Raw genomic sequence first — 23,915 nt, forward strand, 5'->3', positions numbered from 1 at the left:
ACGCACATGGAACACCACGGGCGAACTGGAAACCGCGATCCACCGGTACATGGCCTTCTATAACAACCAGCGCATCAAAACTAGCCTAGGCGGCATCACCATCAACGAACACAGAAACCAGCTAGAATCAACGCTAACGAACTAAACCAACCAGAAAACAGTCCGAACCCCCTTTTATCATTTAACCCTCTGTCCGTCTGTCACACTCGCCGCTGGTGCACTAAGGTGGTCGCATGCCGCTTCCGGGGAGTTTGCGGCAGGGCCGCATGGCAAGTACGCGGGATTTCGCGCGGATTTCGCGGGGAATCTCGCGTCTTGGAATCAAGGAATCATGGAACGAGGTATGGCATGGGTGATGTTCAGCAGCTGTATGACCAGGTCGACACCGATCAGGATTTGTACGGCGATTGGCAGCGTGAGGATTCCCTGCGCGCACGCCCGTTGTTCACCGTCTTGTGGCTGATCACGCTTGCGGTGATTGGCGTCATGGTCCTGCGCATGACTCCTAACGGGCTTGACGGCAAGAAATACATCCCTGTGGTGGTCGCGTTCGTGCCGTGGATGGCGTGCGTTTCAGCGGTTACGCTGGTATGCGCGTTGATCGGGCGTCGTCGGGCGCTCGCTGTGGTGTGCACGTTGTGCTTGCTGACCCAATTGTGCTGGCATTGGGGGTATATCTGGACGTCGGATGAGCGTACCCACGAACTGCCGTCGGTATCGAGCCTCACGGGCGGTTCCGCGGACCGGTATGCACGCGTCATGACCCTGAACACCAAGAACGGCTTGGCCGATGCCCAGCAAATCGTACGCACGGTACGCGAGGAGCATGTCGAGGTGCTGACCTTGCAGGAGGCGAATACTGGCCTGTTGCAGCGTCTGGCGGCCGCCGGGCTGGGCAGTGTGCTGCCGTACTCGGTGGTGGCCGCGCCGACCGGCCATGACAACGGCGGGGTGAACGTGCTATACACCGCAGCGAAGCCCGTCAGCACAACCGGCGATCTAATCGCCATCGAAGCATCCAGCGTGCCGTCGGCATGCGTGCGCATGGCATCGAGAACGGTGTGCTTCGGCAGCGTGCACCCCTTCTCCCCTCGGCCCAGAAATCAGGGCCTGTGGAACAGCGGCCTTGACAGCATCGCAAAGTTGCAGTCGAATGCCCGCCTGTTCGTGCTCATGGGCGATTTCAACTCCACGTGGGACCATGCGAGCTTCCGCTTTCTGCTGGGTGACCGCTTCGTTGACGCCGGCGAGCAGAACGGCTCATGGTTCCATATGACGTATCCGTCGAATGTCACCTTGTTCGGCGGCCGGGTCAAGGTGCCGTCGCTGGTGGAGGTCGACCATATCGTGCATGACCGCAGTGTCGTGGTCGGGGATCTGGAGACGGTGACGGTTGCCGGCTCTGATCACAAGGCCCTGCTTGGCACGCTTGATGTCGAGGGTTGAACGAAACAGGCAAGCAGAGACCGGCAGTATGCATGCAAATCTTATGCAAACGTTACATTCCTGTATTTCGAATGTCCGCGCATATCTGTCTGAAACGCTGGTGCTGAATATTCGGCAGCGGTGATGAAAATTGCAATACCGGCATGGCATGTTGCAACGCCGTATTGTCATGTTTCACCCCGGTGATTCAACACGCCCGGCGTGTCGGAATTGCTTTGACAACGCATTGAGCATTAGTGTTGCGAACAGCGAGAACCGTTTGTGGATTCGACGATGCAACTGTTTGATAAGCCGGCAGACATGGTTTCTGCAATCGTTTTCAGGCTTGCGCTCAGCATAAACTGAGCCTGGTGTCAGGCAACAGTGTTCGGCGCCATAACATCATCAGAACCGCGGCATTCCATCGAGGCGATGCCCGATTCCGTCGAGTCAAGGAGGATCAATGAGTACTGGTCGATGGTCGACTGCATTCTCAACCGATGCCGCACGATCACGGCATCACCATAGCGCGTCACATGATGTGATGCGCGTCATTCTGGCCGGTGTCATGGCATGCGCCATGCTGTTCGCCAGCTTCTCCATTGTCGGTACGCAGACGGCGCTCGCCGTCGGAACCGGCCGTGACAGCTATACCGATACGCTGGGCAATGCGGATTTCGAAGCCGCCCGCGCGAAGTATGGCCTGACCAAGGATATGAAGAACGGCGCAATCCTCCACGCGTGGATGTGGTCGTTCAACACCATCAAGAACAACATGAAGGCGATCGCCGAGGCGGGGTACACGTCGGTTCAGACCGAGCCGATGAGCGCCGTCAAGACGAATCCCGCCAACGGCAAGAAATTCACCGAAAACTGGTATTACGTCTACCAGCCGACGGACACGACCATCGGCAACTTCGTAGTGGGTTCCGAACAAGACCTCAAGGATATGTGCGCCGAAGCCCACAAGTACGGCGTGCGTATCATCGTTGACGTGGTCGCCAACCACTTCACGTCCGACTGGAACGCAATTGGCAGCGACTGGAAGGACACCAGCCTGTTCCACTCGCGTACCAACTGCCCGGGCAACGCCGGCGACAAGATCGACTACAGCAACCGCTGGCAGGTGACGCATTGCCATCTGCTCGGCCTGTGGGATATCAACACGGAGAACCAGACGGCCGCCAACAAGATGAAGGACTTCCTCGTCGAGGCGGTCAATGACGGCGTGGACGGTTTCCGTTTCGATGCCGCCAAGCACGTAGAGCTTCCTGACGAGTTTCCGCAGCATTCCGTGTACTGGGAGACCATTTTGAAGAACGGCGCCCAATACCAGTATGGCGAGGTGCTTCAGGGCGACAGTACCCTGAACTATACGGGCTACACCAACATGTTCACCCAGTACTCCTCCGATGGCGGCGGCGCCACCGCCTCCGATTACGGCAAGACCGTGCGTGCGGCCATCAAGAGCAGCAGCCTGAACGCCAGCAACCTGTCGAGCCTGCGTAACGGCGGCGCTAAGGACGATCAGCTGGTCACCTGGGTTGAATCGCATGATAATTATGCAAACGGCGACAAGGAATCCACCGGTCTGACCGATTACCAGCTGCGTATGGGCTGGTCCATCGTCGGTTCCCGTGCCGGCGGCGCCCCGCTGTACTTCAACCGCCCGGTCGGATCCGGCGGCAACAACGCGCAGTTCGCCGAGCAGTCCCAGCTGGGCGATGCCGGTGACAACATGTGGAAGGACAAAGCCGTGGTCGCGGTCAACTACTTCCGCAACAAGATGAACGGCAACAGCGAGTACCTGCGCAACTGCCAGAGCCAGAACTCCTGCCTCATGGTCGAGCGCTACGCCAAGGACGGCAAGGCCGATGACGATGGCGTGGTCATCGCCAACATGGGCGGCGACGTCAACCTCGCCGGTTCGGACACCACCCTTGACGACGGCACCTACACCGACCAGGTCAACGGCGGCACTATCACCGTCTCCGGCGGCAAGATCACTGCCGGCGCCGCGAAAGCCTATGCGGTCAGTGCCTACTATCAGACGAACGGTTCGGGCAGTGGTTCCAGCACAGGAGGCTCCAGCACGGGCGGTTCCGGTCAGACAACCGGCGCAACCGTGGTGTATGCGACCAAGCCTTCGTGGTGGAACACCATCAACGCCTATATTTACAAGGATGATGGTTCCGCATCCGCAGCATCTAACGCATCTTGGCCGGGCGTTGCCATGACACGGCTCACCGCGGATGACGGGTGTGCGAAAGCCGGGACATACCGTGTGGACGTGCCTGATTTGGGCAGCGGAACCTACCGTGTGATTTTCTCGGACAATGGAAGCTCCAGTAACCGGTATCCCGCGGATATGGTCGCCGGCATGGCGTTCACGCGAGGTACGTCGGTGCAGTGGGACGGACAGGGCACGTCGCCGGAAACAGTGCAATGCAGCACCCCGGCCACCAAGGTGGCCATCAGCGGTGACGGCGTGACTGACGGCAAGCTCAGCCTGAGCACCGGGGCAACTGCACAACTGACTGCCACCGTCACGCCGAGCACGGCAACCGGTACGGTCACCTGGGCTTCATCCAGTCCATTGATTGCCAGGGTGGATGCCAATGGCCGTGTTTCGGCGCTCAAAGCCGGTACTACGACCATTACCGCGAGCGTTGGAAAGGTCACCGCGACCGTTGACGTGACCGTGACCGCAAGCCAGTCCGGCAGCGAAACCAAGAACGTGGTGTACGCGTCAAAGCCGAGCGGCTGGAACGCGTTGTATGCCTACGTATACACCGGTGACGGCGCCTCGGCGAAGAGCAACGCGACATGGCCGGGTGTCGCCATGACCCAGCTGACCGCTGATGACGGTTGCGCGAAAGCCGGCATGTACCGGTACGAAGTCCCCGACCTGGGAACCGGCACCTACCACGTGATCTTCAACGACGGCGGCTCACAACAAACCCCCGGAGCCCGGAAGGCAGGCATGGAACTGAAAGGAACCATGGCATGGACCGGAGGCGACACACTGAACACGCTGAGCTGTCAGACGGTGCCGCCAAAGACCAACGGCATCACCGGTGACGGGGTGGCGGACGGTGCGATCGCCATTGCCGTCGGTAAGACCGCGCAGCTTGGTGTGAACGGCAAGACCGTGACCATGCCCAACGCGAAGTGGTGGTCCGACGGGGCTGCGGTCGCTGTAACCGGAACCGGCCTGATCGTCGGCGTGACTGCCGGCACCAGCACCGTGAGCGTCACCACGGGTGATGCCACGTATCAGCTGGCAGTGACGGTGAAGTAGCCGGAGCATGACATGCGGTTGGTGTGGTGCGTGGTTTTGGCCGCGTACCACACCAACCGCGTCATTGTTTCTGAGATGGGTTGGCAGCGGTACTATTTTCGAAAACAAGTGTCAGGGTGAGAAGAATATGAGGCTTCGGACATGGTTGTGGGTGGTTAGTGTTGTGGGAGGGGGGTTTTGATTGGTGGTCGTGTATTGAAGAAGCTATCCCGTCTCCTGTAAGGTGTCAGCATCTCAACATTCATCTGGCGGGAGGACCGGAATGGCTTGCTCGGATACCTTATGCAGGAAACTGCTCGATGCCAAGGACACGGTCGTGCAGCCGCATGTCCTGTACGCCGACGCGGACGGCGCCACGCGTCTGAGGATCATGACCCGTCCGAACGTGTTTGTGTTCAATTAGTTGTTGCGGGTTTAGTCACGAAGATTTTTCGGGTTTAGGCAGAGCATGCCGACCACGTATTGGTCTTAACTGGATGGTGCTTGTATCTCCACCAGAAAGGACCGGGAAGGATTATGACTGGCACGCCCCAAGTACAGTCTATCCGTCGTTTGTGGCGGAACGGGGAGTCCGTCGCGTCGATTGCGCGGAAGACGCATGCCGGCGGGGCCGACGGTGCGCAAGTACCTGGCGAAGGAGGATCTGTCGGCCGTGCCGTCGGTGAGGAAGCCGCGCGCGTTGGCGGTCGGACCCGTATCTGCCCGCGATCGCAGCAGTGGCTCGCGGGGGATCGTGCGAACTGGCGCAAGCAGCGGCATACTGCGACCAGGATCTGGGAACGGTCGGGGGACGAGCATGGCGCGGAGGTCTCCCTTTCCACGGTGACGCGGGCGGTGGTACGGACCGGGCCGGCGTCACGCTGCTCGCGGCCAGGCTCGCCGAGGGCGTGACGGGCATCGAATACGACGATGACAGGCCGGATCCGGGTGAATACGACATCGCGTTCACCGGGGACGCCGGCGTGCAAGGAGGCAGGCGACGGGCACGAAGACGGACGAAGGGCTCTACGAGAAGGCCCGCAAGCTGTTCATCTCCAAGGCGAGCATCGACGAGTTCGCCGGCTGGGCCACGCCCCGCCAGGTCGACGCCGTCCACCGCCTGCTCGACACGGAACTGGCCAACAGGGAACGCGCGAAGCATGACAGCCTCCTGCGCCGCGCCCGGTTCCCCGTCGTCAAGGGTCTCGACGGTACGACTTCACGAACACCGGGCTTCCCGACGGCTACACGGCCGGGCGGGCTCCTGGGGCTCGGTTTCATCCCGCGCGCGCAGGACCTGGTGTTCTACGGCAAGACCGGGCGCGGCAAGACGCATCTCTCGATCGGGCTGGGCATGAAGGCGATCGACATGGGACTTGGTGTGCGGTTCCACCAGACGGCCGAGCTCGTGCCCCCGGCTGGGCAAGGCCAAACGCGACGGCACGCTCGAGACGATGCTCCGGGACATCGGCCGTGCCGACCTGATCATACTGGACTGGTTCGGCTACGTGCCCTTCGACATCGACGGGGCGCGCCTGCTCTGACCGGATCATCGCGGGCAGCTACGAGAGATGGAGCATCATCTCCGCCACGAACATCGAGTCCGGCAAATGGGGCACGGTTTTCGCGGACGGCAAACTCGCCGCCGCGACCGGCGACCGCATCGTGCATCACGGGCGGCTCCTCGAGTCCGCGGGCCAGAGCCGTCGCGCCGGCGAGGCCCTCATGTTCGGCAGGAACACCTCTGGGCATCCGGAAAAATAGGGGAAATGCATGCAACTGCCTAGACCCGAAAAAAATACATGACTAAACCGAGGTGGTGCCGTTTTCTTGGACAGTTTCCGGGATTGGAGGAACGGCATTGAGGTATTCGATGGAGCAGCGGCGTAGGGCTGTTGACTTGTATGTTCGGTTTGATTGTTCGGTGGCGGATACGATCCGTGAGCTGGGGTATCCGAGTAAGGGCGCGCTGTTGATGTGGCATCGTGACCGTTTGGTTGAAGAGCGTACCGGGATGCCGGTCATGCGCGGTGAGCGGTATGGTCGTTACACGGTGGAGCAGAAACAGGCTGCGGTGGAGTTCTATCTGTCGCATGGCAGGAATCTGCGTCGTACGATGCGGCATATGGGGTATCCATCCCATGAGGTGTTGGCCGCGTGGATCGACGAGCTGGCTCCGGGGGAACGTCGGATCCGGGTGGGTGAGGTTCCTGTGGAGCAGCGCACGGCTGCGGTGCGGGCGGTGGTTGCTGGCGTTGTGAGGTCGCGGCAGGTGGCAGCCGGTCTTGGCGTGCGTGACGCGACCGTGCGAAACTGGAAGCGGCTGATGACCACCGCGATCCGGGAGAGCGACATGAGAACACCCAAGGATGTCAGGGGCAGTGCCGACGATGGCCGGGACGGCGAGCTGGCGCGCCTGCGCGAGCAGAACGAGCATTTGAAAGAGCGGATCCGGTCCCTGACCTCCGACCCCAAAACCCTCAGAAAGGAGATTCGGGATCTGGAGGTGGAGGTTGACATCCTGAAGACCACCAAGGAATTACTGGGAAAAGGGCGGGGCACAGACCCGGCCAACCTGACAGCCCGGGAGAAGAGCATCCTCATCCGCGGCGTGCATGAACGCACCCATAGGAGTGTGGCGATGCTGGCCCGTCGGCTTGGCCTGCCGCGCAGCGTCTACTACTACCAGCTGCAGGCCTTGGCTAGGCCGGACAGGAATGCGCCCGTGTTAGGGCTGATCCGTGACGCGTTCACCGCGAGTCGGCAACGCTACGGGTATCGGCGCATCCACCTGGAACTGCGGAGCGCCGGCGTGATCGTTTCGGCGAAGCGGATCATGCGGCTGATGACCGGCAACGGGATCATCCCCCTGTTCAAGTCCTCGCGCCGCTACAGTTCCCACCAGGGCGAGATCAGTAAGGCTCCCAAGAACCTGGTCGCCCGTAACTTCCACGCCGTCAACGCGAACCAGCTATGGGTCACGGACATCACCGAGATGAGCATCCCGGCAGGCAAGGTCTACCTCTCACCCATCATTGACTGCTACGACGGCATGCCCGTCGCCTGGACGATCGGCACCAGCCCGAACGCACGCCTGACGAACACCATGCTTCAGCAGGCATGCACGACGTTGCAACCCGGTCAGACGCCCACGATCCACTCCGACCGCGGCTGCCACTACCGGTGGCCCGAGTGGATCCGTATCTGCCGGGAGCATGGGATCACGCGCTCCATGAGCGCGAAGGGCTGCAGTCCGGACAACGCGGCCGCAGAAGGATTCTTCGGCAGACTCAAACAGGAGTTCTACCACCAGCGTGACTTCACCGGCACCACGACCGACCGGTTCATGGCAGCACTCGACGAGTATCTCACCTGGTACCGCGACAAGCGCATCAAAACCCAATTCGGCATGAGCATAACTGCCAAACGCCGAGAACTCGGCCTCATGGCATAATAAGAACAACACAACAAGGTGTCCAACTTTCCGTCACCGCCCCCAACACGAAACACCGACTTGACGAAATACAGGCGGGCGTCGCCCGTTCGATGGCCTCGGCGAGCACGTCCCGTGTCAACGCAGCCGTCTGGCTGGATTGGCAACGGTGTGTTGGACGGTTTCTTAGAGGACGAGTCCTTGTTCGGTGAATTCCTTCGGGCTCCGGTATCCGAGGGTGGAGTGGAGCCGCTGGTTGTCGGACCACCACACGTAGTCGTTGAGGTCATGCCTCAGCTGCTCGATCGTGGTGTAGTGGTTCCGGTACACGAGCTCCTTCCTCAGCAGTCTGTTCGTCGATTCGACCACGGCGTTGTCGTAGGGGTTGCCCTTGCGCGACAGCGATCTTTTGATGTCGAACACGTCGAGCAGCTCGTCGATCCTCGTGTTGTCGAACTCGCTGCCCCGGTCGGTGTGGAACACCTGGACGTCCGTCAGCGGGAAGTCGAGGGTGGCGAACGCGGCCAGCACCAGGCCCGCGTCGCGGGGCCGTCCGGCGGAATGGCCGGCGATTCCCCTGTCCGCCAGGCCGGCCAGCAGGCACACGTACGCCCAGTCTCCGCCGACGCGGACATAGGTAAGATCGCTCGCCAGATGCGTGTGCGGGGCGTAGCCGTCGGACCGCGGGTCCAGCAGGTTCGCGAGCCTGGCCTCGTCGGCCCGCGTCCTGTGCGGTTCGGATCGTCCGCGCGCGTACGCGCTCGTCATGCCCTGTTCGCGCATGATGTTGCCGATGCGTCTCCTGGACGCGGTGACACCCCTTCCTTTCCAGGGCGGCCTTGATCTTCCTGCGCCGTAGCGTTCGCGGCTGTCGCGCCGGACCGCGCGCACGTCGCCGGCGATCGGATCCGCACGCTCCGTCCCGGGATGCCCGGTCATCCAGTAACTGGTGGAGCGGGGAACACCCGGCATCCCGCATCACGCCGATATCGGGCGGCGTTGGCCCGTATCACGTCTACTTTCGGGCACTACCCTTATCCTTATAGCTTTGTATGGGAGTTCATGTACCCTCGTTCATAGCCCCTTGAAATATCGAGGGGAGGGGGGTAGTTGTGGAGAGAAGAATGTCCCAAAGCAGTAAGTACTGAAACGAATCTGAGTGAAACCTCCCGTAACCGGGTGCTTAGCGTCGCTTATTGGCGTTTTTTCGTCAATGCTCTTTTGATTCTGTGCGACATGGCTTCATTTATTGTCGCTTCGGCAATCATATATGTGTGGCAGGGCAGGGAAGCGTTGTATTCTTCCCGTTTCCATTTCCATATTGGTTTGTGGCTGTATGCGCTTGCTTGCTCGTTGATTTGGATCTACTGCCTGCATAGTGTTGGCGTGTACCACCGTCATGTGATGGGTGACGGTTACCAGTTGAACGCGATACTGGTCAAAGGCACGTTTTTCACGGGATTGATGATTTGTGCAATTGATTCTATTCTCAACGTTTATATACCTTTGGTGCATACCGGCTTGGTGTTGCTGTGCGCATTCCTGATTACCATGCTGGAGCGTTTGACTATCCGCCAGTTTGTTCTGTCTAGTCGTGAAAAGGGCGCATATTCGTATGGCACCGTAGTAGTTGGTTCCCCTGAGGGCATTGAGCATGCGTTGGCGTTCCTGAGCCAGAAGCGCCAGCTGAATCATCATGCTATTGCGGTGTGTCCGATTGGTTTGAACAAGCGGACTGGGCTCGTGGAGGCCGTTGCCGCGCCTGCCGATTTCAAGGAACGAATCCGTAAGATCAGTGGTAGGGACATTTCCATGCTGCCGTATTGCAGGAACTTCGCCGAACGTGCCACTTCGATGGGTGCGCAGACGGTGATGGTCACGGATGTTATGCAGCGCTTCTCGGATAATTTCAACACGTTTGTGCTGAACATGGAAACCATGAATCTGGAGATTGCGGTGGTCACTTCCGCAGTGGACGTGAGTGGTCATGAGACCAACATCCGTGTGATTCAGGGTACGACGGTGATGACGATCAGCCTGCCGCAGTATTCGCCATGGGATATGTGCAAAAAACGCGTTTTTGATGTGCTGGTTTCGCTGTTTGCCGTGACTGTTACTGCGATTGTTACCGTTCCTATTGCGATTGCTATCAAGCTTACCGATGGCGGTCCTATTTTCTACACGCAGACTCGCGTTGGGCGCCGTGACAAGCCGTTTAAGATGATCAAGTTCCGTTCTATGGTGGTGAACGCGGACAAGATGAAGGCAGAACTGGCGAAAGAAACCGGTCAGGATGGTCGTTTCATCATTCAAAATGAAGGACGATCCGCGAGTCACCAAGGTAGGCAAGTTTATCCGTAAGTTCTCCATTGACGAGTTTCCGCAGTTCCTGAACGTGTTGAAGGGCGACATGAGCGTGGTGGGCCCGCGCCCGCCGTTACCTGAGGAGGTGGCTCAATACAATCAGACGTATGCCACTCGTATGCTGGTGAAGCCTGGTATTACCGGTCCGTGGCAGGTGTCTGGCAGATCCAACTTGAGTAAGGAAGAATCCGAGTCTTTGGACGTCAGCTATGTGCAGAACTGGTCCATGTTGGGAGACATTGTGCTATTTTTCCGCACTGTCGGTGCCGTCGTTACTCATAAGGGTGCATACTGATAGAAGGCATAAGGACGTAACAAGGATTACAAGGGTACCGCGCATGTGGTTAAGGCAGTAAGGATTTAGGTTCTTTGAAGATTGCATTCATTGGACATAAACGCATCCCCTCCAGAGAGGGTGGCATTGAGATCGTGGTCGATGAGCTGGCTACGCGAATGGTTGATCGTGGACATCAGGTCATTGCATATAACCGTAGCGGGCATAACGTCGCCGGATCCGAATTCGACGGCGTGGCCAATGGGCACGGCAAACGATTCTCCTATCACGGGGTGAATGTTGTTTCCGTTCCCACCATTGAAGGCAAGGGACTTGCCGCACTATCCTCTTCCTTTTTCGCCACGCTACAAGCTATCAAAGCTGGGCCTGATGTGATTCACTATCATGCCGAAGGCCCCTGTGTGATGCTGCGTCTGGCGCATTGGGCGGGCGTTCGCACGGTAGCGACCATTCATGGTCTTGACTGGCAGCGTGCCAAATGGGGCAAGTTCGCCTCCACATATCTCAAGTTCGGAGAACGTACCGCAGCGAAATGCGCGGATGAAATCATAGTGCTCAGCGAAAGCATGCGGCAGTATTTTCAAGAAAAATATGGTCGCAGCACACATTTCATTCCCAATGGCATCGAATATGGCGAGCCGGTTTCGGCGCAGGAAATTACCGAAAAATATGGTCTTCACAAGAATGACTATGTACTGTTTCTCGGGCGCATTGTTCCTGAGAAAGGCGTGCATTACCTTATCGAGGCGTTCAGCAAGCTGAATACGAACAAAAAGCTTGTCATCGCTGGAGGCGCTTCCGACTCCAACGAGTATTACCAGCATATTCAGCAGATGGCTAATCAGGATTCTCGTGTTATTTTGACCGGATTCATACAGGGGCAGGCTCTCAAAGAGCTCTATAGCAATGCTTATATTTATGTGCTCCCAAGCGACTTGGAGGGCATGCCGTTGAGTCTGCTGGAAGCCATGAGTTACGGTAACTGCTGCCTTACGTCCGACATTCCGGAATGTGCGGAGGTAGTAGAAGGGCACGCAGCGACATTCCAGCATGGTTCTGTTGAATCCCTGCGGAAAAAACTTCAGGAATTGCTTGAAAACGATGATCTTGTACAACGTTACAAGGCAAATGCCGCAGATTACATCGTTGGTAAATATAACTGGGATGACGTCACCGATCAAACACTGAACCTGTATGGGGGAGAGTGAGCATGCGAATTCTCCTAGTGAACAAATATTTCTATCGTAAAGGCGGTGCGGAAACCTATTTCTTCGCATTGGCGGAAGGCTTACGCGCACTTGGCCACGATGTCGCGTTCTTCTCCATGCAGCACCCCAATAATGAATCGAGCTATTGGAGTAAATACTTCGTTTCTGAAAAGGACTATGTGGGGGATATTTCCGCGTTCAAGAAGGTTCAGGAAGCCTCCACATTGATCTACTCGTTCGAGGCGAGACGTAAGTTCGAGATGTTGCTGGAGGAGTTCAAGCCGGACATCATCCACATGAACAATGTGCATCGCCAGCTGACACTGTCGATCCTGGACGCCCCCTACCTGAAGAAGCACCATGTGCCGGTAGTCTATACGGCGCACGACTACATCCTGCTGTGCCCGGCCTATACGATGGTGGATGGTTCCGGCAAGGTGTGCGACGCGTGTTTGGATGGTCATTTCAAGCATGTGATCGACAGGACCTGCGTGAAGGGTTCCAAGGCGAAAAGCGGTTTGGCGTTTCTGGAGGCCGAGTTCTACAAGACGCACCACAGTTATGACAAGATCGACAAGATCATCGCTCCGAGTGAGTTCATGAAGCGCAAGCTGGAGGAAGGCGGCTTCGGCGGCGGTCGCGTGACGGCGATGCAGAATTTCCTGACCGACAGCCAAATGGCCATGGCGAAGCGCGTAGCGAACGATCATAAGTTCGAGGATGCCGCCTCCGGAGATCCGGACAAGCGGCCGTATTTCCTGTTCTTCGGTCGTCTTTCGCGGGAAAAGGGCATCCTCACGCTAGTCAAGGCCTTTTTGGATGCGACCAAGTCCGGCAAGCTGGCTGACGAATGGCAGTTGCGGATCGTGGGCGACGGTCCCGAGCGCGAGCATATCGAACAACTGGTGGCGGCCGAACATGCGACCGACCGCATCCGCCTGCTGGGATACAAGACCGGTGAGGATTTACAACGGCGGGTCAGCAACGCCCGGTTCTCGGTGCTCTGCTCCGAATGGCGCGAAAACATGCCCTACTCCGGACTGGAATCCTTGGCCGCGCAAACCCCGGTAATCGGCGCCCGCATCGGCGGTATCCCCGAACTCGTGGTGGAAGGCGAGACGGGGTTCCAATACGAATCAGGGAACCAGCGGCAGCTTGCCGAAACACTGATCAAGGCCACGTCGGTGGATCAGTCCCGATACGCCGCCATGCAGCAGGCGTCCACAACCTATGTCGCCAAACGCTGTCAGCAGGACAAGTACGTGCGACAGCTGGTTGATCTGTACACTTCGCTGTCATCTTCCCAGTCATCCCGTAACCGCGACATTCCAAGTCAGGTGACCATCAGATGAGCAACGCCAAACAGATCCTCAAGAACATCCTCCGTACGGCCAGCGGTTTGCCCGGAGTGTATCAGCTATACCGGCTCCCGTCGTTGCATGCGGCTCCCGTCCACATCAATGATGCACGACGCCGTTTGGAAGCCATTTCTCCCAGACCTCCGCAGCGGACCAATGCCCCGTCATTTAAATACGAGGCGGATCCGAACATCGAAATATCGATTATTCTTCCTTGCTATAACGTCGAGGATTACGTCGGAGACTGTATCCGGTCAATCCTTGCACAGAAAACCTCCCACACGTTCGAGATCATCGCGGTCAATGACGGTTCAACGGATGGCACGCTATCCGTGTTACGTTCCCTTGCGAAGGATGATTCGCGCATTGTGATCATCGACCAGCACAACAAGGGACCTGCGGGCGCGAGGAATACCGGCGTCGACAATATGCGCGGGCAGTACCTGTTGTTTGTGGACTCTGACGACGCATTGGCACCCGAATATCTTGAACATATGATGCATGCATTGCGGAATGGTGATTGCGATTACGTGTCATCGTCATATACCTATGTCGATGAGGATGGAAAACCAATGTTCCGGGAATATCCCAGAACATTGGATACGGCATGGGGTCGGTTGTTCCCCCGCACGATATGGCAGCGGCTTCGATTCCCCGAAGGCTATTTGTTCGAAGACATGTTGCAGGCGTTCTGTATCACACCGCGCTACCGTGAACTGGCCATCAAGGACTTCGGCTACTTGTACCGGTATCGGAGCAGCTCCATCTCTCATGCGCTCAACGTGAAGAGTATCGACACCTACTGGATCGTTGAAGAACTGCTGCATGACTGCCGTAAGGCCAGAGTCCCGTTCGATCAACGGCTGTACGACACCACCATTCATCATTTGGGACAGTTGATGTATTGGCGTACTCGGAACTTTCCACCGGAACAACAGCAGATCCTTTTCTCCGTCTGCTGCGATCTGCTCGGTTCGATACCAGAATTCAGCCGAATGCGGACCACGCTGACAGGTTGTGAAAAAGATGTGGAACGGTCGCTACGTACCGGCAATTATCGGCTGTGGAAAGCCTCCTGCCTCTTCCTGAATCTGCAAACGCTCTGAACACGCAATATTCGTAGACCCGAGGGAAACCGCAATGAACATCAACCACGTCATACATCGAACGGCCGAGGAATGCCATGCGACAGCCGAATTGGCCAAACATACGTCTTGGCCGCAAGCCATCAATACGTTCCGTGCCAAGCTCGACATTCAGGTGATGAGCCGCAAGAACAATCCGGAAACCCCTGCGATCACCAGTCGCTTGATGCGCAAACATAAGACGGTGCTCAACTATCTGGAAAGTCGTTATGCGGACTTCTACCGACGTTATGATTACGCGCAACCGCTGCCGGATGATGATCCTGCTTACCAGGGCAAAGTATGGCTGTGCTGGTGGCAGGGCATCGACAACGCCCCGGCGCTGGTGCAACGGTGCGTGGAGTCCATTCAGCGCAACGTCAAAGAACATGACGTCATCATTCTGACCGATGAAAACTACCGGCGGTATGTGGATATCCCCGATTGGATCGTGGAGAAATACCACAATGGCATTATCTCTAGAACCCATTTTTCTGACTTACTGAGATTATGTATCTTGGCTGAACATGGTGGGCTATGGCTTGACGCCACTTTCTACTGCGCTCATCCCATCGATGAATATGTCGAGCTTCCACTGTTCAGCATCAAACGCCCCGGTTATGATCATCGTTCAGTAGCCTGTGGTATGTTCGCAAATTACTCCCTCAGCTGTTCCTATAATTTGCGATATGTTTTTTCTACGATACGGGACTATTGGTTTGAATACTGGAGAACCAACGATTTTCTCATTGATTACCTGTTAACAGACTATTTCATTGTTCTAGCGCAAAAGCATAATCCTGCCATCGCACAGGCCTTCAGCAACATCAAGCCGAACAATCCACGGTGTGATGATCTTGTCAAGTCTTTGGCTTCTCCATTCAATCAGCAACTCTGGGATGGACTCAAACCCGAAACCTCCTTGTTCAAACTAACTTGGAAACAGAGCTTCACCCCCATCAGCAACGGCCGCAAGACATTCTACGCACAACTATGCGACGGACAATTGCAATAACAGCAACGATGTAATTCATAAGGACCGATGATGAAGAAGATTTTGTTCGTGATGTCGCAGCTGTACAACGGCGGCGCGGAACGTAGCTTGGTCAATCTGTTCAACGAACTGCCACGGGACCGTTACGACATCGATCTGCTATTGTTCCGCCCGCAAGGGATGTTCATAGATCAAGTGCCTGATTACGTGAACATATTGCCCACCCCGCACAAGCTATTGCAACGATATTCACAAAAAGGCGAAAGCGGATATTCGGAATGGACACGCCTGATACCGAATATTGTCTCTATGCTCGCTGCAAAGGGCAATACTGATAAACGACGCGGATTCCGCTGGCGTCATTTCTACAGCCACGCCATCGATGCGCTGCCAGAGCATTATGATGTCGCAGTGGCGTATCTTTCCGGCGAACAGCTCGCCTATGTGGATGAGAAAGTGGATGCCGATCGCAAATACGTGTGGGTGCATAATGATTATATTGCCGCCGGATATGCCGCCGAATATGATCGGCCGCATTTTGCTAATATGAATGCGATTATCTCTATTTCCCAGCACTGCGTCGACGTACTCAAACAGGTATTCCCGGAATATGCCGATAAAATCCGTCTGCTGGAGAACATCACCTCCAGCAAGCTTATTCGTAATCGCTCCAAGGAATTCATTCCCGATGAAATTGATACCGGCAAATCGGTATTGCTGACCGTAGGACGCTTCGATGAACAGAAAGGCGTGGACTTGGCAATCCGCGCGGCTTCGCTCCTGCAACGGCAAGACTTTGATTTCACATGGTATCTCATTGGCGGCGGTTCGAAACAAGAGGGGGCATTGAAAAACTTGATCGCGGAACTGAACGTGCAAGACTGCTTCAGGTTGCTCGGTACACGTGCCAATCCGTATCCATATATAGCCAATTGCGATGTTTTCGTCCAACCGTCACGTTTCGAGGGAAAATCGATGGTGCTTGACGAGGCCAAGATCCTCGCCAAACCTATTGTCGTTACCGATTATCCAACCGTTCATGATCAGATTCACGACAACAGGGAAGGAATGGTGGTCGCCATTGATCCCGAATCCATTGCGGAAGGCATAGGGACATTACTGCGGCACCCGGAAACACGAAATGTTATGGCATCGTATCTGTCCAACAACGACTACGGCAACGCGGATATCATCAGCGAATACTGCCGCCTGTTCGACGGCAAATCCGCGCAATGAACGAGGTTTGATAATATGAATGAAAAAAATAATATTACCATGCATTTGCCAAAGAAAACGGTAACGCGTTCTCCAGCCATCAGCTTCATCCTGCCGGTATACAATGTCGCAGATTACATACCACGATGTGTTGAGTCTATTACCGGTCAAATAACACTAGACTATGAAATTCTGTTAGTTGATGATGGTTCAACCGATGATTCAGGAACGATCTGCGATGAGTTGGCGAACAGCAATGAGCATATTCACGCCATCCATAAGCCCAATGGAGGATTGGCTAGCGCCCGTAACTACGGTTTGGATCATGCTTCTGGCAAGTACATCTTCTTCGTCGATTCTGATGACTATTTGGCATCGGATATCACGCAGTCGCTGGAGCGATTACTATCCGGTCCGTCATACGACATCATCAAGTTCGATTACCTGCAAAACATTTCCTCTAAACAGCACCGCATCACCAGCAGTGTTCCATCCGGAGTCATTTCCGACGAGGCAGGAAAACGAAAACTCATCTGCGAGGCCTTGAATAACGAACATACATTCGTATTATCAGCATGGTCTTATATATATCGACGAAAGTTTATCGAAAACGAGCAGCTTCGCTTTGTCAGCGAACGCGAAATAGGAAGCGAAGATTTCCCTTTTACGCTTGAAGCATTTCTGGTAGCTCGATCAATACTGGTCATCCATGAGCCACTGTATGTATACGATCTGCGAGACGGCAGTCTTACAAGCACCTATCGTACAAATATCCCGGAAAAGTATGCCAAGCTTTATCAATTACTGAAGCGCTATTATCATCAACACGTCGGAGATGAATACGATCAGTCGCTTCGTGAGTTCTACATATGGAGCACATATGGGTTATGTTCCACGCTGGAATACCGACTTCATAACAAGTGGGGACGAACCATGAAACAAGCATCTCAGGCTATGAAGCATCTGTTTAACTTACCTGATTTTAGACAAGCTATCCTAGAACACGATTGCCACGGTGATTCCATAAAAAGGAAAATATTAATTACCATCATGAGACATCGTTGGGAATGGCTGTTGAGTTCATTCTACGCGTGCAAACAACAATTAGGCCGTTTATTACATCAATGATGACACTGTTCAAAGAACATGGATCTTCCGAAACAGAAAGTGAACGCAAGATGAAACTGACCATCGATAGCGCTATCGCGGCCGTAGTCGTGTATCTGCTGGCATTTGTCTCGCTCCCGTTCATAGCTTGGCGCCAGCAGCTGCTTCTTATTGCTATCTTAGTCATATTCTTCATACGCTATGCTCGAACATTCATCGGACAAATAAGGGCAGCGGTTGTCATTCCCGTCATGGCATATGGCATATACACCTTTTTTGCATCATTTCTCAACAGAAATCAGCCTGACAGTTTCCTCCTCACACCATTAATATTTGCCACATCCATTGGAGCATTATTTCTTTATATGGAGTATGCACGTATTCACAATCAAATAGAATCCACTGTTACTCTATATTATTGGATGACATTGGCGATCTGCCTACTGAATGATGCGCTAGCGGTCGGAAATGGTATTGGAGCAGACGGGAACTATCTCTTAGGCAATAAATTCCCCGCCTCTTATCTTCATCTTATTTTAGCTGCGTTCGCTTATCACCGGTATGTATATCGACGGAACGCCACAAGCATGTTTACCATAGATATCCGTTTTTTTGCACTCTACGCATATGCCGTTTTTGCTTGCTCGTATTTCGGATGTAATACGGCAGCCGTCGGAGGCATCATCATGGGCGTAATGTATTGCTTCCAACGATATCTGTTACCAATAGTCCGCCGACCACTGGTGACAACCGTCACTCTGTTGATTTGTGACACACTCCTTCTAATCAATTCCGCCATCATCTCTTGGGCACCGATTCGTAACTTCATTGTCGACAATTTAAATAAATCAGCCGACCTTACTGGACGTATGCCAATATATCAGCAATGGCGAGAAATCATCAATGCGGCATCGTGGCATGGCGTAGGCATGGAAAACAGCTATGCGTTTTCCATGCAGATTACTGGTGCTGCAGATGTACAAAATGGCTTATTGCATATCATCCTATCATCAGGATGCTTAGGAGCCATACTTTTCCTATCTGCCCAATACCTGTTACTTCTTCATGCTTCACACTCCATAAATGCTTCTTTTCTGGTGATGGCATATGCTTTTATTTATATTTCTATCGTTGAGATACCCTTCGATAAAGTCTATTTTGCCGTTCTAGCCCTCATCATCTACACAGCATCATCTTCCAGTACATACAAACAATCTACTTCGCTATACAGATCATACAAGGAGAATTGTCGATGACAATCCAATGCGTATTCATTCTTCCCTATTTCGGAAGATTCAACAATTATTTCCCATTGTTCTTACGCTCTTGCGCAGAGAATCCCACTTTCCACTGGCTTATCTTTACCGATGACGACCGACCGTTCCACTATCCGCAAAACGTGAAAGTCATTCCCATGACATTCACTCAGTTCAAATCACTGGCAAGCAACAAACTCAAGTTCGCCCCAGCTCTTCCCAGCCCCTATAAACTGTGCGACATGAAGCCTGCATATGGTTTCCTGTTCGAAGACTACATTCGCAATTATGAATACTGGGGACATTGTGATTGCGATGTAGTATTTGGCAATTTAAGCACTATGGTGACTCCTGCCCTGCAACGGGGATACGACAAGCTTTTTTCCATGGGCCACATGGTCATCTATCGCAACACGGCGGAAAACAATCGAAGGTTCATGCACGATTATCAAGGACAGCCGATTTACAGGAAAGCATTTACCACAGACCGGATCTATGTTTTCGATGAAGATGGCAACCCGCAGAAGAATCCGGAACGCAACAACGTCCATTCCATATTTCTCGCCGAGCATTGCGCCGTGGATACTGATGATCCATCATTGAATTTTTCCACGACCTCCGACAGGTTTATCACCACGACATACATCACCGAAACAAACAAGTGGATATATGACAAACGTCCTATGCGTTGCTTCTGGGACAATGGTCGTATCATCAATCTCGTCTGGAACGAATCACGCCATGAGATCGACCTCAAAGAATATCCTTATGTCCATTTGCAATCGCGCCGCATGCGCATTAAAAATTCCACGTTACATGCTCCATTAATCGAAATACGACCGGATGGTTTTTACCGTGCCAATGCCCTGCCAACAACAAAGCGCGAAATGCAACTTGCATATTTGAAATTGCCAACGCGATTTACTGTAGACAGGTTCGTCAATCGTGTCGAACACAAGATTTCATCCCTTATCATTAAACGATAGATCACAATGAATGGGAATGAAAAATCACATTGGAAAGAACAACGGAACCATGAACATGAATCCTCTAGTCAGTGTCATCATACCCGTTTATAACGTGGTACCGTATCTTGACCGCTGCCTTCACTCGGTTCGGGAACAGACCTATACCGATTTACAGATCATCCTCGTAGACGATGGCTCCACAGATGGTTCCAGTGCTTGGTGCGACAACTATGTACGCATCGATGAACGTGCAATGGTTATTCATCAGGCTAACGGAGGTCTTTCTGCGGCACGCAATGCTGGTTTATCCAAGGCCAAGGGTGAATACGCAATATTCATCGATTCGGACGACCATATCGGACCTCAACATGTGGAACACCTGATACGTTGTTCACTGCAGACAGGCAAACCATTGATCGTAACCGGCGGCACGACAATGTATACGGATCAAATCATCGATTCTGAAGGTAACGAACAACAGAACGACATACAGACCCAATGGTATCCATTGGAGCGAGCCTTGGAAGCCACAGTCTCTCTGGATCTTCCGTTCCGTTCCCATGCGTGGGGCAAACTATACGCAAAAGAGCTGTTCCCCGAATTGCATTTCCCCAAAGGAAAGCTGTACGAGGATCAATTCACGTTGTACAAGGTGATTTATCAAGCAGGTGGTGTCCAATACGAATCAGCGAACGACTATTATTACACCATCGATCGTCCTGGCAGCATCGTGAACGCGAATCCGCGAGGTAAACTGGATTTTCTTCAGGCAATCACAGAGGAATGGCGGTTCATCGCTCAACATGTTCCCACGGTAGCCCCTTTCGTCGAGCGCCGATACACTCTTGCGCTCATCGATACCTATGACACATTCGTACGTTCTCACGAACGGCAGCACATTGATGAGCTGTTCCGATTAGTCTGCACCAATCGTCACAACGCCTTGTTGCATCAGCCGGATCTCGACCGGAGAACTCGATTGCACTATCTAATGACTCTTTTGGGGCAAAAAGGCTACCATCGTTTTCTTCTTAGCAGGCGATAGTTTCACCGCAACACTCATTCGAAACATTTATGGAGAACAGAAAGTACGATCGTCATGGATTCATCGAATTTGATTTCGGTTATCGTACCGGTATACAAAGTTGCACAGTATCTGGATCGTTGCGTGGTAAGCATTATCCGGCAAACATATACCCGTATGGAAATCATCCTTGTCGATGACGGATCGCCGGATGAATGTCCCGTGATGTGCGACAACTGGGCGTCCAAGGATTGCCGTATCCATGTGGTGCATAAACCCAACGGCGGCCTTTCTTCGGCACGCAATGCGGGTATCCGTCACAGTCACGGCGCATATATCGCGTTCGTTGACGCTGACGACTGGATTGAACCGGATTATCTGGAAACGTTGTATCAATTGGTAACGCAGCATCATGCGGATCTGGCCTTATGCTCCATATACGACTACCGGCATCCGGAACATATGGTGAAGCCGCTGCCGAATCGCACATGCTCTGGGCATGATTTCTTTGTGGAAGCCTTGCAACAGGATGATTGGCATTACATTGTGGCGTGGAACAAGCTCTATGCACGCAAGCTCTGTCCGACGAACATGTTCCCGGAAGGAAAGATTCACGAGGATGAGTTCGTGTTTCATCTGACCGCCCTGCATGCGGATACAGTCGTTACCAGCTCGCGACCCTTATACCACTATATGGTGAATGAAAGCGGCATCATGCATGCTGACTATTCGATACGCAATCTGGATCGATTGGAGGCTACGTTCAATCGTCTCGATTACATTGTGCAGCATCATGATCGGGACTGCTACTCCCATATTGTACGGCAGATCAGAAGGGAATTCATTGTCGACTCCACGAATCTTCCATGGCATAATGCCGAAGTACGGCATCGCCTACGAGATTTCGCCAAACGTTACAACGTCTATGGGAATACGATAATCCCATATCTTTCCGGCGAATCCGCCCGTTTTACTGCCGCCATCGGCAAACGCCCCATGCTGACTATTTATTGGTTGGGATTACACCGGAAGACCAGAATGCTAATACGCAGAACAGCGAAAAAACTGCTACGACGCTGACGACCAGCGATACCGGCTTAATCCCCTTTGACATCAATCACAACAAACAACGACAATAACGAAAGAGAAAATATGTTCGACTGGAGAATGCTACTGGAGTCGGCGGTGGGCGACGGACGCTACCGTATGCTACGAAACAAGAAAACCTGCGAACGGGGGCACCGGCAATACGCCGAGCAATTCAAGAAAACGCAAGCCCCCCGAAACATTTTGCTGTGCTGCCCGGCACACAACAATATCGGCGATCATGCCATCGCCTACGCGGAACGTCGACTTCTGGCGAAAACGGGCAGGCCACTGTTGTCCTTCTCCGGAAATATGACCGAACTGCTGTCTTGTCTCCATGAATTCGTTACGCCGGAAGATATCATCTTTCTTCAAGGCGGCGGCAATATGGGCTATCTTTACCGATGGGAGGAACAGTATCGCTGTGACATTATCTCCCTGCTGCACCGCAATCGGATCATCCTGTTCCCACAAACCATCAGCTATGACGATTCGCCAGAATCACGATGTTTCCTCAAACACACGCAAACTGTATACAACCGGCATCGTGACCTGCATCTTTTCGCTCGTGAACGGACTTCATTCGCACGTATGAAGCAGTATTACCCCCATAATGACGTTCGCCTCACCCCGGATATCGTATTGTCAATCGACGATCAGGATACGGCCGATTTCAATCAACGCAGCGGCATCCTACTATGTATGCGCAATGATGTGGAGAAAGTCACGTCAAATGCCATGCAAGAACGGATCGAGCGTGCGGCCACATTGATGTGGACTGGTTTTTGTTCCTGATTTCCCCCAGATAGGAGATGATGGAATCATGGCTAGAAGATATGATGCGGAGTTCAGGGAGCGGGCGGTGCGGCTGTTGGCGGGCTCGCGTGGGAATTACACGTCCGAGACCAAGGCGTTGCAGGGCGTGGCGAAGAGCCTTGGAATCGCCGCGGAGTCGTTGCGCCGGTGGCAGGAACGCTCAGATGCGGCGAATGCGTTGGATCCCGGCGAGTCCGAGGAGTTGAAGAAGTTGCGTCGGGAGAATGCCGAGCTGCGCCGCGCGAACGAGATCTTGAGTTCGGCGTCGGCTTTTTTCGCGGCCAGGCTCGACCCGACACGGCATTGATGATCGCATATATTGATGCTCATCGCGCCCGGTTCGGGGTCGAGCCGATCTGCCGGACGCTCAGGGCCTCGTTGGATTGCGGGTTCCTCACGCCGCGCGCCTATTGGCAGTCCAAGGCGCGTGCCGTCTCGCGGATGCGGGCCCGTCACGAGGCCATGACCCGTGACATCGCGGTGATCCACGCGCACCGGTTCATGGCCGTGTATGGCTACCGGAAGATGCATGCCCAGCTGATCCGCCAAGGCTGGGATGGGATCGGCCGCGACCAGGTGCTGCGCGTGATGCGCTCCACGGGTATCCGGGGTGTTCGCCGTGGCCGGATCCCGGTGGCCACGAAGCCGGTCAGAAGCCGCGGCGGGCGCGAGGACCTCGTGCAACGCCGCTTCACGGCCGACGCTCCGGGCCGCCTGCACGTGGCCGACATCACGTACGTGCGCCTTGCATCCGGAAGTTTCGCCTATGTGGCGTTCGTCACCGACGCGTACGCCAGGCGCATCGTGGGCTGGGCGGTATCCTCGAGCCAGCGCACCCGTGCGCTTCCCTTGGTCGCATTGGACCAGTCGATCGCCTGGACGGGCCCGGCCACGGCGACACCCGCGGTCTGATCCACCACTCGGATCACGGCACCCAGTACATCAGCACCTGCACGGCACGC

21 protein-coding genes and 3 pseudogenes are annotated in these 23,915 nt (G+C 54.5%); 23 read left to right on the forward strand and 1 reads right to left on the reverse strand.

The features are described 5' to 3' along the window. The 9 genes and pseudogenes from BISU_RS13625 to BISU_RS11085 form a co-directional block, all read left to right on the forward strand. The coding region (locus BISU_RS13625; RefSeq protein WP_156100207.1) for an IS3 family transposase at positions 1 to 145 on the forward strand (145 nt) is incomplete at its 5' end. A 203-nt stretch (positions 146 to 348) separates the two neighbouring features. Continuing rightward, complete coding sequence (locus BISU_RS11070) at positions 349 to 1,446, forward strand: endonuclease/exonuclease/phosphatase family protein (RefSeq protein WP_024464633.1); 1,098 nt, start codon at positions 349 to 351, stop codon at positions 1,444 to 1,446. A 442-nt stretch (positions 1,447 to 1,888) separates the two neighbouring features. After that, positions 1,889 to 4,726 carry a starch-binding protein gene (locus BISU_RS11795; protein ID WP_081672843.1) on the forward strand — a complete coding sequence of 946 codons (2,838 nt, stop codon included), beginning with the start codon at positions 1,889 to 1,891 and terminating at the stop codon, positions 4,724 to 4,726. A gap of 262 nt (positions 4,727 to 4,988) precedes the next feature. Next, positions 4,989 to 5,129 carry a hypothetical protein gene (locus BISU_RS12710; protein ID WP_155803852.1) on the forward strand — a complete coding sequence of 47 codons (141 nt, stop codon included), beginning with the start codon at positions 4,989 to 4,991 and terminating at the stop codon, positions 5,127 to 5,129. Positions 5,130 to 5,242: 113 nt separating this feature from the next. After that, a pseudogene (locus BISU_RS12300) lies at positions 5,243 to 5,569 on the forward strand (IS21 family transposase); the annotation flags it as partial. 271 nt (positions 5,570 to 5,840) lie between these two features. Next, positions 5,841 to 6,056: pseudogene (locus BISU_RS13385) on the forward strand (ATP-binding protein); the annotation flags it as partial. Between the two features lie 25 nt (positions 6,057 to 6,081). Further along, on the forward strand, positions 6,082 to 6,249 hold the full coding sequence (locus BISU_RS13390) for a hypothetical protein (protein WP_267881525.1): 168 nt from the start codon (positions 6,082 to 6,084) through the stop codon (positions 6,247 to 6,249). 52 nt (positions 6,250 to 6,301) lie between these two features. Continuing rightward, the gene (locus BISU_RS13395) at positions 6,302 to 6,469 is read left to right on the forward strand and encodes an ATP-binding protein (RefSeq protein WP_264298200.1); all 168 of its coding nucleotides are present in this window, start codon (positions 6,302 to 6,304) and stop codon (positions 6,467 to 6,469) included. Between the two features lie 160 nt (positions 6,470 to 6,629). Beyond that, a complete protein-coding gene (locus tag BISU_RS11085; protein ID WP_226839131.1) occupies positions 6,630 to 8,159 on the forward strand; it encodes an IS3 family transposase in 1,530 nt (509 codons plus the stop codon). A 165-nt stretch (positions 8,160 to 8,324) separates the two neighbouring features. On the opposite strand, the gene BISU_RS13285 is transcribed toward BISU_RS11085, so the two are convergent. Then, complete coding sequence (locus BISU_RS13285) at positions 8,325 to 9,077, reverse strand: IS3 family transposase (protein WP_034533135.1); 753 nt, start codon at positions 9,075 to 9,077, stop codon at positions 8,325 to 8,327. Positions 9,078 to 9,374: 297 nt separating this feature from the next. On the opposite strand from BISU_RS13285, the gene BISU_RS13400 reads away from it, so the two are divergent. From BISU_RS13400 to BISU_RS13295, 14 genes and pseudogenes are all read left to right on the forward strand, one after another. Then, positions 9,375 to 10,499 (forward strand): sugar transferase, encoded by a 1,125-nt coding sequence (locus BISU_RS13400; RefSeq protein ID WP_264298193.1) that lies wholly within the window; start codon positions 9,375 to 9,377, stop codon positions 10,497 to 10,499. Continuing rightward, entirely contained in the window at positions 10,453 to 10,797 is a 345-nt protein-coding gene (locus BISU_RS13405) for a sugar transferase (RefSeq protein WP_264298194.1), read from the forward strand. Before BISU_RS13400 ends, BISU_RS13405 begins: the two co-directional genes overlap by 47 nt. 74 nt (positions 10,798 to 10,871) lie before the next feature. Next, positions 10,872 to 12,005, forward strand: coding sequence for a glycosyltransferase family 4 protein (locus tag BISU_RS11100; protein ID WP_024464635.1), 1,134 nt, complete (start codon positions 10,872 to 10,874; stop codon positions 12,003 to 12,005). 2 nt (positions 12,006 to 12,007) lie between these two features. Next, the gene (locus tag BISU_RS11105) at positions 12,008 to 13,357 is read left to right on the forward strand and encodes a glycosyltransferase family 4 protein (RefSeq protein WP_024464636.1); all 1,350 of its coding nucleotides are present in this window, start codon (positions 12,008 to 12,010) and stop codon (positions 13,355 to 13,357) included. Next, positions 13,354 to 14,469 (forward strand): glycosyltransferase family 2 protein, encoded by a 1,116-nt coding sequence (locus BISU_RS11800; RefSeq protein ID WP_024464637.1) that lies wholly within the window; start codon positions 13,354 to 13,356, stop codon positions 14,467 to 14,469. Before BISU_RS11105 ends, BISU_RS11800 begins: the two co-directional genes overlap by 4 nt. A gap of 34 nt (positions 14,470 to 14,503) precedes the next feature. Next, complete coding sequence (locus BISU_RS11115) at positions 14,504 to 15,502, forward strand: capsular polysaccharide synthesis protein (protein ID WP_024464638.1); 999 nt, start codon at positions 14,504 to 14,506, stop codon at positions 15,500 to 15,502. 27 nt (positions 15,503 to 15,529) lie between these two features. After that, positions 15,530 to 16,717 (forward strand): glycosyltransferase, encoded by a 1,188-nt coding sequence (locus BISU_RS11120; RefSeq protein ID WP_051246299.1) that lies wholly within the window; start codon positions 15,530 to 15,532, stop codon positions 16,715 to 16,717. Positions 16,718 to 16,732: 15 nt separating this feature from the next. Continuing rightward, entirely contained in the window at positions 16,733 to 17,824 is a 1,092-nt protein-coding gene (locus BISU_RS12310; protein WP_081672844.1) for a glycosyltransferase family 2 protein, read from the forward strand. Then, a complete protein-coding gene (locus BISU_RS11125) occupies positions 17,821 to 19,059 on the forward strand; it encodes a hypothetical protein (RefSeq protein WP_081975667.1) in 1,239 nt (412 codons plus the stop codon). The genes BISU_RS12310 and BISU_RS11125 overlap by 4 nt, the downstream gene beginning before the upstream one ends. Beyond that, a complete protein-coding gene (locus BISU_RS11805; RefSeq protein WP_024464641.1) occupies positions 19,056 to 20,045 on the forward strand; it encodes a DUF6625 family protein in 990 nt (329 codons plus the stop codon). The genes BISU_RS11125 and BISU_RS11805 overlap by 4 nt, the downstream gene beginning before the upstream one ends. A gap of 16 nt (positions 20,046 to 20,061) precedes the next feature. After that, entirely contained in the window at positions 20,062 to 21,072 is a 1,011-nt protein-coding gene (locus BISU_RS11135; RefSeq protein ID WP_024464642.1) for a glycosyltransferase family 2 protein, read from the forward strand. Between the two features lie 54 nt (positions 21,073 to 21,126). Continuing rightward, a complete protein-coding gene (locus BISU_RS11140) occupies positions 21,127 to 22,131 on the forward strand; it encodes a glycosyltransferase family 2 protein (protein ID WP_024464643.1) in 1,005 nt (334 codons plus the stop codon). A 72-nt stretch (positions 22,132 to 22,203) separates the two neighbouring features. Further along, the gene (locus tag BISU_RS11145) at positions 22,204 to 22,932 is read left to right on the forward strand and encodes a polysaccharide pyruvyl transferase family protein (protein ID WP_024464644.1); all 729 of its coding nucleotides are present in this window, start codon (positions 22,204 to 22,206) and stop codon (positions 22,930 to 22,932) included. A 28-nt stretch (positions 22,933 to 22,960) separates the two neighbouring features. After that, positions 22,961 to 23,915 (forward strand): annotated as a pseudogene (locus BISU_RS13295) (IS3 family transposase); the annotation flags it as partial.

The sequence above is a fragment of the Bifidobacterium subtile genome (assembly GCF_000741775.1).
Lineage (GTDB): Bacteria > Actinomycetota > Actinomycetes > Actinomycetales > Bifidobacteriaceae > Bifidobacterium > Bifidobacterium subtile.